Source organism: Nocardioides sp. CER19, from assembly GCF_029846275.1.
GTDB lineage: Bacteria > Actinomycetota > Actinomycetes > Propionibacteriales > Nocardioidaceae > Nocardioides.
This window is the reverse complement of the sequence record NZ_JARVWS010000002.1, coordinates 676,946-693,924: the sequence shown is the minus strand read 5'-3', so window position 1 is coordinate 693,924 and position 16,979 is coordinate 676,946. Positions and strand designations below refer to the sequence as shown.

The 16,979-nt window shown below is 72.3% G+C and carries 11 protein-coding genes; all 11 read right to left on the bottom strand.

Annotation, left to right across the window (positions count from 1 at the left end):
* Positions 1-9: 9 nt before the first annotated feature.
* The 11 genes from QDS12_RS11775 to QDS12_RS11725 all read right to left on the bottom strand — a co-directional run bounded on the left by QDS12_RS11775 (position 10) and on the right by QDS12_RS11725 (position 16,977).
* Positions 10-1,197, bottom strand: a complete 1,188-nt coding sequence (locus QDS12_RS11775; RefSeq protein ID WP_279879189.1) for a glycosyltransferase — start codon at positions 1,195-1,197, stop codon at positions 10-12.
* Entirely contained in the window at positions 1,194-2,294 is a 1,101-nt protein-coding gene (locus QDS12_RS11770; protein WP_279879187.1) for a DegT/DnrJ/EryC1/StrS family aminotransferase, read from the bottom strand. Before QDS12_RS11770 ends, QDS12_RS11775 begins: the two co-directional genes overlap by 4 nt.
* Positions 2,291-2,953 carry a NeuD/PglB/VioB family sugar acetyltransferase gene (locus QDS12_RS11765; RefSeq protein ID WP_279879186.1) on the bottom strand — a complete coding sequence of 221 codons (663 nt, stop codon included), beginning with the start codon at positions 2,951-2,953 and terminating at the stop codon, positions 2,291-2,293. Before QDS12_RS11765 ends, QDS12_RS11770 begins: the two co-directional genes overlap by 4 nt.
* On the bottom strand, positions 2,950-4,092 hold the full coding sequence (locus tag QDS12_RS11760; protein WP_279879185.1) for a DegT/DnrJ/EryC1/StrS family aminotransferase: 1,143 nt from the start codon (positions 4,090-4,092) through the stop codon (positions 2,950-2,952). Before QDS12_RS11760 ends, QDS12_RS11765 begins: the two co-directional genes overlap by 4 nt.
* On the bottom strand, positions 4,089-5,084 hold the full coding sequence (locus tag QDS12_RS11755) for an NAD-dependent epimerase/dehydratase family protein (RefSeq protein WP_279879184.1): 996 nt from the start codon (positions 5,082-5,084) through the stop codon (positions 4,089-4,091). The genes QDS12_RS11760 and QDS12_RS11755 overlap by 4 nt, the downstream gene beginning before the upstream one ends.
* Positions 5,081-6,151: a Gfo/Idh/MocA family oxidoreductase gene (locus tag QDS12_RS11750; RefSeq protein ID WP_279879183.1), complete on the bottom strand. Its 1,071-nt coding sequence runs from the start codon at positions 6,149-6,151 to the stop codon at positions 5,081-5,083. Before QDS12_RS11750 ends, QDS12_RS11755 begins: the two co-directional genes overlap by 4 nt.
* Before the next feature lie 676 nt (positions 6,152-6,827).
* Positions 6,828-9,020 carry a glycosyltransferase gene (locus QDS12_RS11745; protein WP_279879182.1) on the bottom strand — a complete coding sequence of 731 codons (2,193 nt, stop codon included), beginning with the start codon at positions 9,018-9,020 and terminating at the stop codon, positions 6,828-6,830.
* Positions 9,021-9,039: 19 nt separating this feature from the next.
* A complete protein-coding gene (locus QDS12_RS11740; RefSeq protein WP_279879181.1) occupies positions 9,040-10,572 on the bottom strand; it encodes an oligosaccharide flippase family protein in 1,533 nt (510 codons plus the stop codon).
* The gene (locus QDS12_RS11735; RefSeq protein ID WP_279879180.1) at positions 10,569-15,308 is read right to left on the bottom strand and encodes a DUF4082 domain-containing protein; all 4,740 of its coding nucleotides are present in this window, start codon (positions 15,306-15,308) and stop codon (positions 10,569-10,571) included. The genes QDS12_RS11740 and QDS12_RS11735 overlap by 4 nt, the downstream gene beginning before the upstream one ends.
* Before the next feature lie 23 nt (positions 15,309-15,331).
* Entirely contained in the window at positions 15,332-16,183 is an 852-nt protein-coding gene (locus QDS12_RS11730) for a glycosyltransferase (protein ID WP_279879179.1), read from the bottom strand.
* Between the two features lie 137 nt (positions 16,184-16,320).
* Positions 16,321-16,977: a serine acetyltransferase gene (locus QDS12_RS11725; protein ID WP_279879178.1), complete on the bottom strand. Its 657-nt coding sequence runs from the start codon at positions 16,975-16,977 to the stop codon at positions 16,321-16,323.
* Positions 16,978-16,979 lie beyond the last annotated feature (2 nt).

Genomic DNA, 16,979 nt, shown 5'->3' with positions numbered 1-16,979 from the left:
CTCCTTGAGCTACGCCCCACGCCGTAGAGGCAGATGTCCGTCCCCCGCCCGCCCCGGAGTACGGGGCGTCCCGAGCGCTGCGGCGGCCCAGTCGCGATAGCGGCTGCTCCAGTCGTTGTCCCCCCGGAACCGGGCGATCTCGTCGGCCGTGGCGCGCGGCAGCTGCGCGGCACGCCGGACCGTCGGCGCGAGCCGGGCACCGGGCTCGACCAGCAGGCACCGGTCGGACACCCCGCGCATCGGCTCCAGGTCGGCGGCGACGACCGGTGCGCCGGCGGCCAGGTACTCGTAGAGCTTCAGCGGGCTCATCGCGACCGACATCGGGGTCCGGCGGTGCGGGACCAGGCAGACGTCGGCGGCCGCCATCATCGCGAGCACCTCGGGCCGCGGCTGGAGCTCGTGGAAGACCACGTTGGGCTGCTGCAGCAGCCGCTCGAAGCGGGTCGGGTCCTGCATGTGGCCGACCAGCACGAGCGACCAGTCCGGAAGGTCGCGGGCCAGGTCCTCGAGCGCCTCGACGTCGACACGGTCCTCCATCGCTCCTGCGTAGAAGGCGACCGGCTTCTCGACGGCCTCGAACCAGTCCGGCGTCTGCGCCGGCGACGCGTAGTCGGCCAGCGAGATCCCGTTGGGTACGACGGCCGAGCGGCTCGCGCCGACCCGGTCGACGATCGCCTGGGTGACCCCGACGACCTTGACGTCGCGGGTCGCCATCTCGGCGTAGCTCCACGCCATCAGGTCCCGTGCGGCCGCCATCGGCGGGTAGGTGAGCCAGTCGTCCCAGCCGTAGTAGACGACGTCGGCCCACCGGCTCCGGTCGGCGACGGCGGCGAGGACGGGATGGCAGGTGACGAGGACGGCCTGCGGCCACCCCGCCTCCTCGTTGCGGTCGGCGAGCCAGCGATCGAGCCGCTGGTAGGCCCGCGTCGAGCCGGCGCGGTCATGCGTGTCGCCGCGGCGCCACCGACGAGGCTGCACGAACCGGCGCGACGGGCCCGCGGGGAACCCCTCGTCGGGGGCGACGGCGCGCCGCCGCAGCCGGGCCAGCTGGCTCCGGAGCGGGTCGGCGACCAGGAGGGTGTCCACGGTGGGGTCGTCGCACAGCTGCTGGGCGACGCGGTCCGGCGACCACGACATCTGCCGCGGGACGCCGTCCGCCCAGGTGTGGAAGGCGAGGGAGAGAACGACCGACGTCATGACGAGCCTTCGACCGCCCCGGCGAGCACCTCGACGACGCGCTCCTGCTGCTCGACGGTCAGGTGCGGGAACATCGGCAGCGAGAGGATCTCGCCGGCGGCGCGCTCGGCGACCGGGAAGCTCCCGGCGGGCAGGCAGAGGTCGGCGTACGCCGCGGTCAGGTGCACCGGGGTCGGGTAGTGGATGCCGGCGCCGATCCCGGCCGCAGCGAGCTCGGCGAGGACCCGGTCGCGGTCGGCGACCCGGACGACGTAGAGGTGCCAGACGTCCTCGTTGCCGGGTGCCGAGGTCGGCACGCGCACGCCGGGGACGTCGGCGAGGAGCCGGGCGTAGCGCTCGGCGGCCTGCCGCCGCATCTCGTTCCACTTCTCCAGCCGGGCCAGCTTCGCCCGGAGCACGACGGCCTGGACGGTGTCGAGACGGGAGTTGCGGCCGACCACCTCGTGGACGTACTTGCTCGGCGAGCCGTGCGCGCTCAGCACCCGGACCCGGTCGGCGATGCCGGCGTCGTCGGTCATCACCGCGCCCGCGTCGCCGGCGGCACCGAGGTTCTTGCCCGGGTAGAAGCTGGTCGCGGCCACGCGCCCCAGCGATCCGGCCGGGCGGCCGGCGCGGCGGGCGCCCTGCGACTGGGCGGCGTCCTCGAGGACGGGGATGCCGAGTCCGAGCAGCTCCTCGACAGGTGCGGTCTGGCCGAACAGGTGGACGGGGACGACGAGTCGGGTGCGGTCGGTGACCGCCCGCTCGACGGCCGCCGGGTCGAGGAGCAGGTGCTCGTCGTCGACGTCGACCAGGACCGGCGTCGCGCCGACGGCGGACACGGCCTCGGCGGTGGCGATGAACGTGTTCGCCGGGAGGATCACCTCCGAGCCCCGGCCGATGCCGAGAGCGCGCATCGCCAGCTCGAGGGCGTCGGTGCCGTTGGCGACGCCGACGCAGTGCCGTACGCCGACGTAGCCGGCGTACTCGTGCTCGAAGTCGGTGACCTCGGCGCCGCCGATGAAGGCGGTTCGCTCGAAGACGGACGCGAGGCCGAGCTGGACCTCGTCCTCGATCTCGGCATGCTGCGCCGCGAGGTCGACGAAGGGGACGGTCATGAGATCGGCTGCTTCCGTGGGTCGTGGTTGCGGGACAGGCTGCGGGCGGGCACGCCGGCCCAGGTCTCGCCGGGGGGCAGGTCCTCGAGCAGGACGGCGCCCATGCCGAGCACGGCGCCGTGCCCGATGGTGACGCCCTGCCGGACGCTGGCGTTCATGCCGAGGTAGGCGCCCTGGCCGACGGTCACGCGACCGCCCAGGGAGACGCCGGCGCAGAGGGTGGCGTAGTCGGAGACGACGTCGTCGTGGGTGAGCGTGACGTTGGGCATCGCGACGACGTGGCGGTGCAGGTGCACGTCGGCGGTCAGCACGACCGACGCGAGCAGGATGCAGCCGGGGCCGACCGTGCAGCCCGGCGGCACCTCGACGCTGGGGTGGATGACGCGTCCGTAGGAGCTCGTGCCGACGCCCATCGCGCCGAGCCGGCGGGCGATGTGCCGGCGGGCGTGGCCGCTGCCGGCGCAGATCAGCAGGTCGCCGTCGAACTCGTCGGCCGCCAGCGAGATCGGCCCGATCACCGACACGCCGTCGATCGCCTTGCCCTGCAGGGCGGGGTCGTCGTCGAGCAGGAACAGGTCGTCGTAGCGGCGCATGGTCGCCTCGAGGGCGATGACCTCGCGGGCGAGTCCGCCGGCGGCGAGCAGCAGGAGGACGCTCACAGCACGCTCCTCGGGTCACGCAGGACGTCGATGACGCGGGCCTGCTCCGACTCGGACATCTGGTGGAAGAGCGGGAGGATCAGCGTCGCGTCGGTGAGCCACTCGGTGACGTGGAGCGCGACACCGCCGGTGTCGCGGTCGGCGTACGCCGGCTGGCGGTGGGCGGCCATGATGCCGCGCCGCGCCGAGATCTCGGCGGCGGCCAGGGCCGCCATCAGGCCCTCGCGGTCGACCGGGTAGCCGTGCCCGACCTCGACCCAGAAGGACTGGAAGTTGGAGGTGCCCCACGACGGGTCGGCGACGGCGCGCAGGCCGTAGATCTCGCCGATCTCCTTCGCGTACGCCGCCGCCAGCTCACGTCGCCGGGCGACCGCCTCGGGCAGCCGGGCCAGCTGGACCAGCCCGACCGCGGCCTGCAGGTCGGTCATCCGGTAGTTGAAGCCGATCTCGTCGTACTGCTCCGGCGGCGCCAGCACGCTCTGGTGCCGGGCGGCCGCCGATGCGCTCATCGCGTGCTCGCGCAGCTTGCGGGCGCGGTCGGCCCAGTCGGCGCGCGACGTCGTCAGCATCCCGCCCTCTCCCGTGGTGAGGATCTTGCGGGGGTGGAACGACCACGCGGCGATCTCCGCCTCGACGCCGACCGGCCGGCCGCGGTAGGTCGAGCCGGCGGCGCAGGCGGCGTCCTCGACCACGACGATGCCGCGCGGGTCGCAGAGGGCACGCAGGGCGCCGATGTCGACGGGCACGCCGCCCTGGTCGACGGCGATGACGGCACGGGTCCGGCTCGTCAGCGCCTGCTCGACGGTCCCGGCGGTGAGGTTGCCGGTCGTCCCGTCGACGTCGGCGAAGACCGGTCGCGCGCCGACGTACGTCGGGGCGTTGGCGGTGGCGATGAACGAGAACGACGGCACCACGACGTCGTCGCCCGGGCCGATCCCGGCCACGACGAGGGCGAGGTGGAGCGCGGTCGTGCAGTTCGAGGTCGCCACGGCGTACGACGCCTGCTGGCTCTCCGCGAACGCCTGCTCGAAGGCCGCGACCCGCGGACCCTGGGCGACCCAGCCCGAGGCGATGACGTCGGCCAGCGCGGCCGCCTCCTCCTCGCCGAGCCACGGCTGCATGACGTTGACGCGGGTCATGACGTCACCAGGAGCGAGCGGCCGGCGGCGATCTCGTCGCGGAGCGGCCGCCACCAGTCGACGAGCATGCGAAGCCCGTCCTCGAGCCCGATGGTCGGCTCCCAGCCGAGGTCGCGCCGGGCGGCGCCGATGTCGGCGAGCCGGCGAGTGACGCCGTTGACGGCCCGCTCGGGGCCGTGCTCGACCCCGAGGTCGGAGCCCATCACCCGGAGCAGGGCCTCGGCCAGCTCGAGCAGGCTGGTCTCGGTGCCGCTGGCGATGTTGTAGCGCCCCTGGACGATGTCGCTGGCGGCGGCGAGGACGTTGGCACGGGCGATGTCGGGCACGCAGACGAAGTCCATCGTCTGCCGCCCGTCGCCGAAGATCAGCGGCGGGAGGCCGTCGTCGATGCGCTCCATCCAACGCACGAGCACCTCGGTGTAGGCGCCGTGGACGTCCATCCGCGGGCCGTAGACGTTGAAGTAGGCCAGGCCGACGTAGTCGAGGCCGCGCATCGCGCGGAAGCTGCGGACCAGGCCCTCGTTGAAGGACTTCGCCGCGCCGTAGAGGGTGTCGTTGTTGTGGTGGTGGTGCCGCTCGGTGGTCGGGAACTCCTCGGCGAGGCCGTAGACCGACGCCGACGAGGCGTAGACCAGCTTGCCGACGCCCGCGTCGGCCGCCGCCTCGACCACGTTGAAGGTGCCGTCGACGAGCACCTCCAGCGCCAGCCGCGGCTCCTCGGCGCACTGGGTGATCCGGATCGCCGCCTGGTGGAACACCAGGTCCTTGCCGCGGGAGAGGTCGTGGACGAGGTCGCGGTCGCGGATGTCCCCCTCGACGAGCGTGACCCGGCCGCTGGCGATCGCCTCGTCGAGGTTCGCCCGCCGTCCGCGGACCAGGTTGTCCAGGACGTCGACGTGGGCGACGCCGGCCGCGACGAGCTGGTCGGTGATCGTCGAGGCGATGGTGCCGGCACCGCCGGTCACCAGGACGCGGGCTCCCTGGAGGTTCATCGGACCAGCTCCAGGGTGGGCTCGAGGTCGGCGACGTCCACCTGAGCGCCCCGCGCCCGCAGGCTGGTGGCGGCCGCCTCGAGCACGGAGAGCACCCGCAGCCCCGCCGTACCGTCCGTGGCCGGGGATCGGCCCTCCCGGATGCTGGCGGCGAACTCGGTGACCATCTGCCCGAGCGCCTCCCGCTCCGGGAGGGCCGGGGCCCAGGTGTCGCCCAGTCGGTAGTTGATGGAGGCGGTACGCCGGTCGGCGCTGTCCACCGTCTGCTGCACGAGGTCGACGCCGCGGTCGAAGACGCTCAGCCGCTGCTGCGGGTTGAGGTCGTCCCAGACCAGCGTGCGCTCGCTGCCTCCGATGACCATCTGGCGGATCTTGGTCGGGCTGAGCCAGTTGACGTGCACGTGGGCGAGCGCGCCGCCGGCGAGCGGCAGGGAGAGGTAGCCGACGCACGGCTTGCCCGCGCGGATCGGGTCGGCGCCCTGCGCCGCCACGCCGGTGGGCCGCAGCCCGTCCGGCAGGATGTAGTCGAGGATCGACAGGTCGTGCGGCGCCAGGTCCCAGAACACGTCGACGTCGGGCTGCACGAGGCCGAGGTTGATCCGGACGGAGTCGACGAAGAGGATCTCGCCGAGCGACCCGCCGGCCACCAGCTCGCGGATCTTCTGGACCGCCGGCGTGTAGCAGAACGTGTGGTCGGTCATCAGGACCAGGCCCTGCTCCCGGGCGGTCTGGACCATCGAGCGGCCGGCGGCGACGCTGTCGGCCAGCGGCTTCTCGACCAGGACGTGCTTGCCCGCACGCAGCGCCGCCTCGGCGATCGGCTGGTGGGTCCGCGCCGGGGTCGCGATGGCGATCGCGTCCACGTCGTCGCGGTCGAGCACCTCGTCCAGGCTGTCGGTGACCAGCACGCCGCTGCGGGCGCCGACCACTCCCTCCGCCCGGGCGGTGTCGAGATCGCAGACGGCGACGAGGTCCCAGTCGGCGTTCGTACGGAAGTTGCGGATGAGGTTCGGGCCCCAGTAACCGGCGCCCACCACCCCCACCCCAAGGGGCTCCGTTGTCGTCATCGTTCCTCTTCGGCGTTCGACGAGCTTGCTTGGTCCATTTCGGCGGACGCACGTCGCGCCGCGGTCGGTGCGACCGCCTTATCCCCCAACTTGGGGAGCGCCCGACCCACCCCGTGACGGCCCGCACGCCTGCTCTCCCCCACCCCGCCGAGACCCGGGTTGTCGCCCCTCGAGATCGGCGTTCCTGCCCCTCGAGATCGGGGTTCCTGCCCCTCGAGATCGGCGTTCCTGCCCCTCGAGATCGGCGTTCCTGCCCCTCGAGATCGGCGTTCCTGCCCCTCGAGATCGGCGTTCCTGCCCCTCGACATTGGCGTTCCTGCCCCTCGAGATCGGGGTTCCTGCCCCTCGAGATCGGCGTTCCTGCCCCTCGAGATCGGCGTTCCTGCCCCTCGAGATCGGGGTTCCTGCCCCTCGAGATCGGGGTTCCTGCCCCTCGAGATCGGCGTTCCTGCCCCTCGAGATCGGCGTTCCTGCCCCTCGAGATCGGGGTTCCTGCCCCTCGAGATCGGCTTGCGTGCCCCTCGAGATTGGCTTTCGTGCCCGTCGAGAGGGGTGTTGTCGCCCGTCGACTTCCGGTTTGCTGTCCTGGCGCCGGGCAGCAACCGGGAAGTCGACGGGCAAGAACCCCAAAGTCGACGGGCAAGAACCCGGAAGTCGACGGGCAAGAACCCGGAAGTCAACGGGTGGCGCGATGGAGGTGGCCGAGGCGGTGTCGAAGCACGATGTAGCCGCCGCGTCTGGTGGCGGAGTCGACGATCTCGAAGTCGCCGGTGTCGACCAGCTCGTCGACGAGGCGGACGGCGCCGGGGCGGAGCGTGCCGACGACCACGACGACGCGCGCGGCGGCCAGGGTGCCGGCGAGGTCCTCGGCGTCGGCCTCCGGCAGATCAGAGCGCGGGCCGAGGTAGACGAGGGTCGCCAGGTCCGGCACCGGCGTCGGCTCACCGGCGGCGACGGGGACCACTTCCGGCATCCGCGGGTTCCGCGCCGCGGCCAGCCGCAGGGAGCGCTCGTGCAGGTCCAGCCGGGAGCGGCCGACGACGACCAGCCGGTCCAGGTCCTCGCGCTCGACGGCGTCGTCGAGCGCCGCGAGCCAGGCGGCACTCACCCATCGGCGGGCCGTCTCGCGGACCCGTTCGCGCAGGCCGGCGCGCACCGCCCCCCACCCCCGCCGTACGACGGCCACGGACTGCCGCCGGCGCGGTTGCCGTGCCGGCGGGGCGGGCGCGGCCGCCACCGGACGGACGGCGCCGGGGACCGGATCGGTCCGGTCGGTCCGGTCGGCCGGGTCGGGTTCGTCGGCCAGCCGGGCGATGCCGGCGGCGACCTCGCCCTGCCCGTTGCGGACCAGCGTCGTGCGGACGGTGTCGAGCCACTCGGCCCAGGAGCTCGCAGGCAACGGGCTGACCGACGCCCGGACCGGCGCGGCGACGCGGGCCGGAGGCACGCCCGTCACCTGTTCGACGACCGCGCGGACACGCTCGAGCGTCGGATGCCGCAGACCGGGATGCTGTGCCGCCGCTGCGGACGCCTCATCCAGGGCTCCCCGGCAGAGGAGCGCCCATACGTGCACCGCCCACTGGACGGGGTCGGGGTCCACCGGCCCGTAGAGCCGGTCGTTGTGGTCGAGCAGCGTCACGACGGTCGCGTCGGCACCGGCGGCGTCTCCGTCGAGCAGGCGGGCGACCGCCTTCCCGACCTCGGCCTCGGGCATGTACTGGTAGTTCGAGGCGCCGGTGAAGGCCCGCACGGCCGCGTCGCGGCGGCCTCGCTCCAGGGCCGCCCAACCGCGCCGGACGAGCTCCCGGTCGACGGCCTCCCCCGCACCGACCGAGGGCCGGGCCGAGGGCTCGGTCGAGCGAGCCGACGCCGCCGGACGCGTCAACGGCGCCAGCGGGTGCTCCTGGACGATGCCGTCGGTCGAGCCCGTGGCCGACACGAGGTCGTACCAGTCCCTGATCTGCCGTCGGTGCGCGGCGGTGTGCCGACCGTGCACGAGCCGGTGCCCGGCGTCGGTGATCGCCGCCAGCTCGTCGGGATCGGCCAGCAGGTGGTCCACCTTGTCGATCACGTCGTCGGCGTCGGCGAAGACGCAGTTGACCATGTCGACGTACCCGGCCGCCTCGAGCACGGGCGTCCGCTCGGCGATGAGGCAGGTGCGGGCGGCCGGGATCTCGAGGTGCTTGCGCACGAGGTCGCGCGTGAAGCTGCCGCAGCTGGGCGCCAGCGCCGCCGACCCGATCAGCCTCGAGTAGGACTCGCCGATCGACATCCGTCGGGCTCCGGTCGACTCGGCCCAGCCGAAGTGCGGCATCGTCAGCACCGGGTAGTGCTGCGACAGCACGCGGCTGACCCGGTTGCGCCACGGGTAGTGCCGCGCCTGGCTCCCGGTCAGGATGATCGGGACGACCTTCGGGAGCCCGTGGTCGCGGTGGACGGCGGGGTCGACGAAGTTGGGCCAGCAGAACAGCCGGTCGGCGATCTCGGGGGTGTAGTCAGCCATCGACGCCGAGACGGTGAAGAACGTCTCGACCCCCCACTGCGCCATGTCCGAGACGAACACGGCCCGGACCGGGTCGAACGCGTCGCCGTTGAGGAAGCCGATCTTCGGGATCTCGGGGTGCGTGTGCACGTTGCGGACCTGCCGCGGACCCACGTAGACGCCCGACTCGAACAGCACCAGGTCGGGCTGGTGGCGGTCGCACTCCTCGTCGTAGTCGCAGTCGCGGTCGACGAGCACGACGTCGAAGAACAGCCGCAGGCAGGCCAGCTGCTCCTCGAGGTGCTGGAGGAGGAACCCCGGCTGGCCCGGCCGGGTCCACCGGAAGAAGAGCAGCCGCGGGCGCGTGGTCTCGGGTTCGGTCGTCACGATGCCATCACCGGGGCCATCACTGCTCCTGCGCCGCGCGGGAGCCGTCGGGCATCACGCGGCGGCCGAGGTCGCGCAGCGGGTCGATCAGCCGCGCCAGCGGCCCGAGCCGGTGCGGCGACACGAAGTCGGCCAGCATCGGCGCCGAGAGCAGGACGTACGTCGCCCCGCCGGCGAGCCCGCCGAGCAGCAGTCGCGTCGCGGGCGGTCCGGGCAGGGCGGCGGCAGCTGCCGCCGCGGCGCCGGCGACGGTGGCGGTGAACAGGGGCGGGAGCGTCGCCACGGCGACCGCGCGCACCGCGCGCGGCACCAGCTGACCGACCGACCAGAGGTACAGCGGCAGGACGATCGCGACGAGCACCGCGACGTGCGCCCAGGCCACCCCCCGCAGGCCGGTCAGGTGGGAGCCGACCAGCATCGCGGGCACCAGCGTGAGGATCCACGCCACCTGGATCACCAGCGCACGGGCCGTGCGCCCCCGGCCGACCAGCAGGTTGGACAGCAGCGAGATGACCACGAACAGGCCGCCGTAGACCGACAGCACCTCGAGGACCGGGATCGACGCCGCCCACGTGCCGCCGTAGAGCGTGGTGACGAGCGGGCGCGCGAGGGCGAACGTGAGCACGGAGATGGGCAGCGCGACGAGACTGACCGCCCGCGCCGACCGTCGCAGCGCGGCGTGCAGGAGGTCGCCGTCGTCGCCGACCCTTGAGAACGCCGGCATCGCGACCCCGTTGATGGCGGCGCTCAGCACCGCCATCGACCACGAGCAGACGTTGAAGGCCAGCAGGTAGACGCCGAGCAGGGCGGGGCCGAGCTGGTGGCCGATGAGCGCGTAGTCGGCGTTGACCAGCGCGTAGTTCACGAGGTTGGCACCGGCCAGCGGCAGCCCGAAGACGAGGACGACGCGCAGGTGCCGCGTCTCCAGCCGGGGCAGGTAGACGCGCCCCACGAGGAACGCGGCCGCGAGGCACTGGAAGACCACGGTCGCGACCCGCGACCACGCGAAGGCCATCGCGCCCGACCCGTGGAAGGCGAGAACGACCAGGAGGATGTTCGCGGGCACGAAGCCGACGACGTTGGACAGCATGATCCGGTCCTGGCGGAACTCCCGGGCGAGCAGCGCGGTCGGCACCGCGGCCATGCCCCCGAACAGCAGGCACAGCGACATCACCCGGATCGGACCGGTCGCGTCCGGGGCGCCCAGCGCGCTGGCGAGCCACGGCGCCGCGAGGGCGACCAGCCCGGCCAGGACGGCGCCGCTGAGCACGGAGATGAACGTGACCGTCGGCGCCACCTCGTCGGGGTCGTGGTCGCCCCGCATGAGGAACGCCGAGACCCCCCAGTCCGCGAAGCCACCGACGACCACCGCGACGGTGAGCGCCACCGCGAAGACGCCGAACTCGTGGTGCGTCACCAGTCGTACGACGACCGCCATCACGGCGATGTTGGCGAAGCGCAGCCCGAGGTTGTTGAGCACGCCCCACAGGGCGCCCTTCCTGATCCGCCCCTCCAGGGAGGGCGCCGCGGTCTCTGTCACGTCGGCCGTCATGGCACCGCGTATCGCATCTCGATGTCGGCGAAGTAGTTGGTGGCGTTCCACGAGTTGGTCGGGAACCCGCCGTTCGCGGTGTAGAGGTAGCGCCCGTTGCCGGTGGCCGGCGCCGACAGCACACCGTTGGTGAAGCCGCCGGTGAAGAACGCGCTCGTGGTCGAGTAGTGGCCGTTGGGCGCGTAGTAGGACACGACGTAGCTCTGCCCGGCCGACACCGCGAGCGGCGTCGCCAGCTTGGCGAGCTGCCAGCCCGTCGCGGTCTCGTTGGTGAACGTGACCGTCGCGAGGCGGGTGCCCGTCGAGCTCCAGATCGAGCCGGTGTGCGTGCCGGTGTTGCCGGTGCCCTTGTAGAACCGGATGCCGGTCACCTGGCCCGCCACCGACGGGGTGAACACGGTGCCGAGCTCGACCGAGGACGAGTCCGACGCTGACGGCGTCGCCGGCACCTGCGTGGTGAACAGGGTGGCGAACGCGGTTGCCTGGGGCTCGGTGTGGAACGTCCAGGTCTGCGTCGGCAGCACGGCCCCCTTCATCGAGACCACCCCGCTCACCGTCACCGTGATGTCGGTGTCGGCCGGCAGCGCCGAGCTCGGCGTGAACGTGAGCGTCTTGGCGTCCGCGGACAGCGCCGCCGTCCCGGCGACCGGGTTCGGCCCGGCGCTCGCCGTCATCGACCAGCCGTTCGCGATCGCGGTGGAGAAGGTCATCGACGCCGTCGCGCCCGTCCCGATGTCGGTCGCCCCGTTCGTCGGCGTCCGGCCGGCCACCGAGATCGACGGCGGGTCGGCGACGTACACGACGTCGACGAAGTAGTTCGTCGCGTTGTAGCTGTACGTCGGGAGGCCACCGCCGTAGAGGTAGCGACCGTTCGTCGTGGCCGGTGCCGTCAGGTCACCGGAGACGTACGGGCTGGTGAAGAAGCTCGGCGTCGTCGCGTAGTGTCCCTGCGGCGCCAGGTAGGAGACCACGTAGGTCTTCCCCTCGCTGACCGGGATCGGCGTGGCGAAGTTGGCCGTCTGCCAGCCGCTCGCGGTCTCGTTGGCGAAGGTCACCGTGCCGAGACGGTTGCCCGCGGAGTCCCAGACGGAACCGGTGTGGGTCCCGCCGTTGCCGTCGCCCTTGAAGAACCGGACCGACTTGATCTTGCCGTCCTGGGCCGGCACGAACGCCGCGCCCAGCTCGACCGCAGAGCCGTCGTTGGCCGACGCGGTCGCCGGCGTGAGGTCGCCGAACATCGACTGCGGCGCCGCGATGGAGTCATCACCGCTGGTGTGGAACGCCCACGTCTGGTCGGCCAGGGTGGCGCCGTCGGTGGAGGCGATGCCGGACACCTTGACGGTGATGTCGACGTCCTTGGCGAAGGCCTGGGCGGGCGTGAAGGTCAGCTGGTTGCCACCGGACAGGCTGGTGCCGCCGGCGAGCTGGGTGCTCCCCTGGCTGACCGTGACGGAGTAGCCGGCGGCGAGCGCGGCCGTGAAACGCACGGTCACCCGGCTGCCCCTGGCCACGTCCACCGCACCCGGGGCCGGGCTCTGGGAGGCGATCGCGATCGTGGGCTTGGCCAGCTCGAAGATCGGGTCGACCAGGTAGTTGTTGGCCGACGAGCCCTGCGGGAAGCCCGAGCCGTAGGCGTAGGCGCCCGCCGTCGACGTCACCGTGAGCGGCGCACGCGACAGGTTCGAGGTGGTGAACGCGTTCGGCGTCATCGAGAACACGCCGCTCGGTGAGTAGTACGACGCGACGTACTGCGTGTCCTTCGTGATCGGCACCGGCTGGGTGAAGAGCAGCTCCTGCCAGCCGCTCGACGTCTCGTTGGCGAACGTGCCGGTCGCGAGCGCGGCTCCGCCGGCGGACCAGAGCGTGGCCGTGTGGGCCCCGCCGTGGCCGGGCGCCTTGTAGAACCGGACACCGGTGATCACGCCGTCCTTCGAGGACGTGAACCGCACGCCGAGGTTGAGCGCCTGGCCGTCGGTGGCATCGAGGACGGTCGGGGTCGTGGTCTCGTCGAAGAGCGTGCACGGGCACACCCCGGGCGCGTTCGGCGGCCGTGCCGTGCGGAACGTCCAGCTGCCGCCGGCCGTCAGGTGGTTGCCGTTGGCGTCGGTCGCGTCGACCTTCGCGGTGTACTGGACGAAGCCGCTGAGCGCGGCGTTCGGCGTGAACGTCACGGTCTTGCTCGCCGCGTCATAGCCGGTCGTGCCCGCGACCGCGTTGCCGAGCGAGTCCTTGAGGGTCACGCTCTGGCTGCCGGCCGAGATCGGCTTGAGGAACTGTGCCGAGACCGTCGTGGTCGTCGGCACGCTCGAGGAGTCGGGCAGCGGCCACTGGTTCGTCGCGACCAGCGGCGAGCTGTCGGTCGTGGAGTAGACGACGTCGACGTAGTAGTTGGTGTTCTGGTAGCTCTGCGCCGGGAAGCCGCCAGCGGTCCCGAAGACGCCGGCCGGCTGGGCGCCGTACCCGCCGGCGACGAAGAGTGCGCCGGCATCGGTCGGGCCGGAGGAGAACCCGAACGACTGGGCCGCGTAGTGCCCGCTCGGCGCCGTGTAGGACACGATGTAGGTCTGTCCGGCCGTGGCCGAGACCGGTGTCGAGAACAAGGCGGTCTGCCAGCCCGAGGCGGTCTCGTTGGCGAAGGTCACCGAAGCGAGCTTCTGACCGGTCGCGGACCACAGGGTGCCGACGTGCGTGCCAGCGTTGCCGGTGCCCTTGTAGAACCGGACGCCGGTGATGGCACCGTCGCCGGTCGGCACGAACCGTACGCCGAGCTCGGCGGCGTTGCCGTCCTGGACGGCCGGTGTCTGCGGTGTGGCCGCGCCGAAGATGCTGCACGGGCAGGCGGAGCTGAACGACCGGGTCGCGGTCGCGCCGATGTTCGCGCTGTCGTCCATGCCGCGGACCCGTACCGACGCCGCGCCCACGCCCGACTGGATGTAGGTGTAGCTCCACGTGGAGCCGCCGTTGGCGGCGTGCCAGGTCTGGCCGCCGTCGGTGGAGACCTCGACGCCGGCGACGACACCGCCGCCCGTGTCGGTCGCCGTGCCGGACACGGTGACGTTGGTGCCGTTTGCCTGGGTCGACCCGGCGGCCGGTGCGTTGATCGTCACCGTAGGACCGGTCGTGTCGGTGGACTTCGTCGTCGCGGTCAGGCCGGCCATCAGCGTGGTCGGCTGCACGCCCATGTCGGCGAAGAGGTTGATCTGCGCCTGCTGCATGCGCGGGTCGGCGGTGCCGCCACCGCGGTCGTGCTCACCGCTGAGTCCCCAGGTCCACTGGATGGTGCCGGCGTCGAAGACGAGGGCGCCGCTGGCGGCGCGGTACTCGGTGAGGTGGTGCGTGGTGGTGCCCGCCGCGGTGGTGTTGCCGAAGTCCTGGAGGTACTGCGGGACCGCGCCGGTGGTCGTGGACAGGTGGATGAGACCCGCCGGTCGCAGTCCGTTGTCGAGGTCCTCGTCGGACTCGTAGCCGATCGTGCTCTGCAGCAGCGCCGTCGACTGCCCCGCGGTCATGCTGGTCAGCGACGTGCCACGCCACAGGCGCAGCTTCGCCTCGGCCGCGTTCACGGTGATCGCCAGGTCGCTGAAGTTCGACATGTAGGCCTGGCCGGTCAGCTGGTTCTCGGTGCGACCGCCACCCTTGCTCGCCGGTGCGAACCGCGGGTCGCGCCAGGTACCCGTCCACTGGTCCGACGGGTCGATCTTCGCGTTGGCCCAGGTCTCCTTGTAGCAGACGATCGTGCGGTACGCCGTGTGGCTGCTGTCGGCCGACGCCTCGTAGCGCGTCTTCCAGTAGACCTCGTTGCCGCTGAGGAACTGCAGGTTCACGCCGGCATCGCGGGCCGCCTCCACGTTGGCACGCTGGGTGCCGCTCCAGTACTCGTCGTGCCCGACCGAGAGGAAGACCTTGTGGTTGGTCAGCAGGTCGCCGCGCCGGTCGGTGTCCAGGCCGGCGATGTAGCTGACGTCGTAGCCGTTCTGCTCGAGGAACTGGACCAGCGGGTACTCGTTGGAGAAGAAGAAGTCGCGCCCGCCGTTGTCGCCGCGGGTCATCACCGGGCGGTTGTAGCTGATCTTGTAGGCGCGCCCGTTGGCTGCGCCCTGGTAGTAGTCCGAGCCGCCGTAGGTGTTGTAGGCCTGCCACGTGGTGTCCGACGTCTGGAAGACGACGTCGGAGTGGCTCGCGTCGTTGCGCACGACGAAGGTGATGTGGCTGCGCGCTCCGGTCGACGGGATCTCGAGCTTGGCGATGTAGACGCCCGACACGGCGCTGGTCGGCACGTTCCAGGTCGCCGAGACCGCCCAGTTGCCGCAGTCGTAGAGCTCCACCGAGGCGTCCGTGATGCAGTTCGGCTGCGTCTGGGGCAGCGTCGCCGACGGCGTCACCGTGTCGACCTGGCGGGCGCCGTCACCGCCGTAGTAGCCCAGCCGGTAGATGGTGATCGTGTAGTTCGACGCCGCGGTGTCGATCTTGAACGAGATCGGCGAGCCGACGTTGACGCTGATGTCGGTCGAGAAGCCCTGGATCGTGTTCGAGCCGGCACCGGTGATGTCCCACTCGTCGGGCGAGTTGCCGGTCTTCTGGTTCTCGCAGGCGATCGGGTTGCCCCCCGCTCCGCACGGATCGGTGGCCGCGCTCGCCCTGCTGGCGGCGACGCCGACGAGTCCGGCGACGGTGAGGATCAGCCCGAGGGCCAGGACGAAGAGCCGACGGCTCCCGACGGGGTGAGACGGCCACATGGTCGTGCTCCTTCGGGTGTGGGTCACGCGCGCGAGCTCTCGTCGCGCAACCAGGTGGTGAAGTCGGCCGCCCGAACGGCCTTGCGGGCGCCCCATCGCGCACGCAGTGAGATCCCGAGAAACACGGGGAGCCGGAGCGCGACCCTGCGGTCGTGGCGCGCGAGGCCGACGAGGGTCGAGACCGAGGTCGAGGACCGCGTCGTGCTGGCACCGTCGAACTGGGCGTTCCCGGTGACCACGCGGGTCCGGCGGCGGAGCAGGTCGCGCACGGTGCGCGGCGGGCGTACGACGACCACTGCCCGGTCGACGACGCGGCGCTCCTGCTCGGCGAACGCCTCCGACATCGCGAGGTCGTCACCCATCAGCCCGGCGAACGCGTCGACGCGCTCCTGCCCGGCGGCGGAGAGGGCCACGGCACCGCGGCCGAACAGCCCGCCGCGCACGTGCGGCAGCTGCTCCCACACCTCGTAGTAGGCGCGCACCGGCCAGGAGGAGGCCTCCAGCGGCACGATCCGGGCGGGCCCGGCGGCGTGCACGCCCTCGGCCCGCACCGCGTCGGCCAGCGCGACCGCGGCCGGTCCGGCCAGCGTCACGTCGGCGTCGAGGTGCACCCGCGGGAACACGTCGGTCGCGTGGTTGCCGACCTCGACCGCGCGGGCCTTCGACGCCTCCGGGATCTCGAGGACGCGTACGCCGGCCACGGTCCGGGCCTCCGCGGCGGTGTCGTCGGTGCAGCCGTTGCAGACGACCACCACGTCGAGCGTCCCCGCGGGCAGGCCGCTGAGCAGCTCGGTGAGGTTGGCGCGGATGCCGCGGGCCTCGTCGTGGGCGGGGATCACCACGCTCACCGAGGCATGCCGCGTCGAATCCGTCATGGGCCGCAGCCTCGGCGGGATGCGGGCCGATCCAGCGGCCCGCTCGCCGCATCACCCAATATTGAGTAGGGAGGTTTCCCCAGGAAACCGAAAGGCCCGGCCGCCCCTGTTCGACAGGGGCGCCCGGGCCGCGCGGCTCAGCCTTCGACGCCCCCGGGGAGGACGAAGTTGATCATCGCGCTGTTGTCGTAGTCCTGGGCCAGCACGCGGCCGGGGTTGCCGCCGACGAGGCAGCCCGCTGGCACGTCCCTGGACAGGATCGTGCCGGCCGAGATCGTGACGCCGTCACCGATGGTGACGTCGCCGGTGATGGTCGCGCCGGGGCCGATCCACACGTCGTTGCCGAGGCGCGGGACGCCCTGGTCGCCGGCGGCGACCCGCTGCCCGATCGTGACGTTCTGGTGGAGCACGCAGTTGCTGCCGATGACGACCGGCCCGATCGTCACGCCGTGCCGGTGCATCAGCAGCAGGCCCGGGCCGATGTCGGCCCGGTTGCTGATCTCCAGGTGGTCGCGGTGGGTGACCCGGCGGTTCCAGATCCAGTGGAGCGCGACGGCCGCCAGGCCGCGGACCCGGTCCCGCGACCGGAGCTCGCGGGCCCATCGGCCGAAGCGGTAGCACGCCACGCCCTGCAGCTCGGAGTTGAGCAGCCAGAAGAGCACCCGAGACCTCCGTGACGGCCGGTCCCGGCCGAGCACGATGTGGTAGGTCTTGGCGAGGTCGACGTCGAAGTCGCTCATCGGTCCACCAGCGCCGCGGCCGTGGCCGGGCGCGTGCACGAGGTCGGCGGTCATCC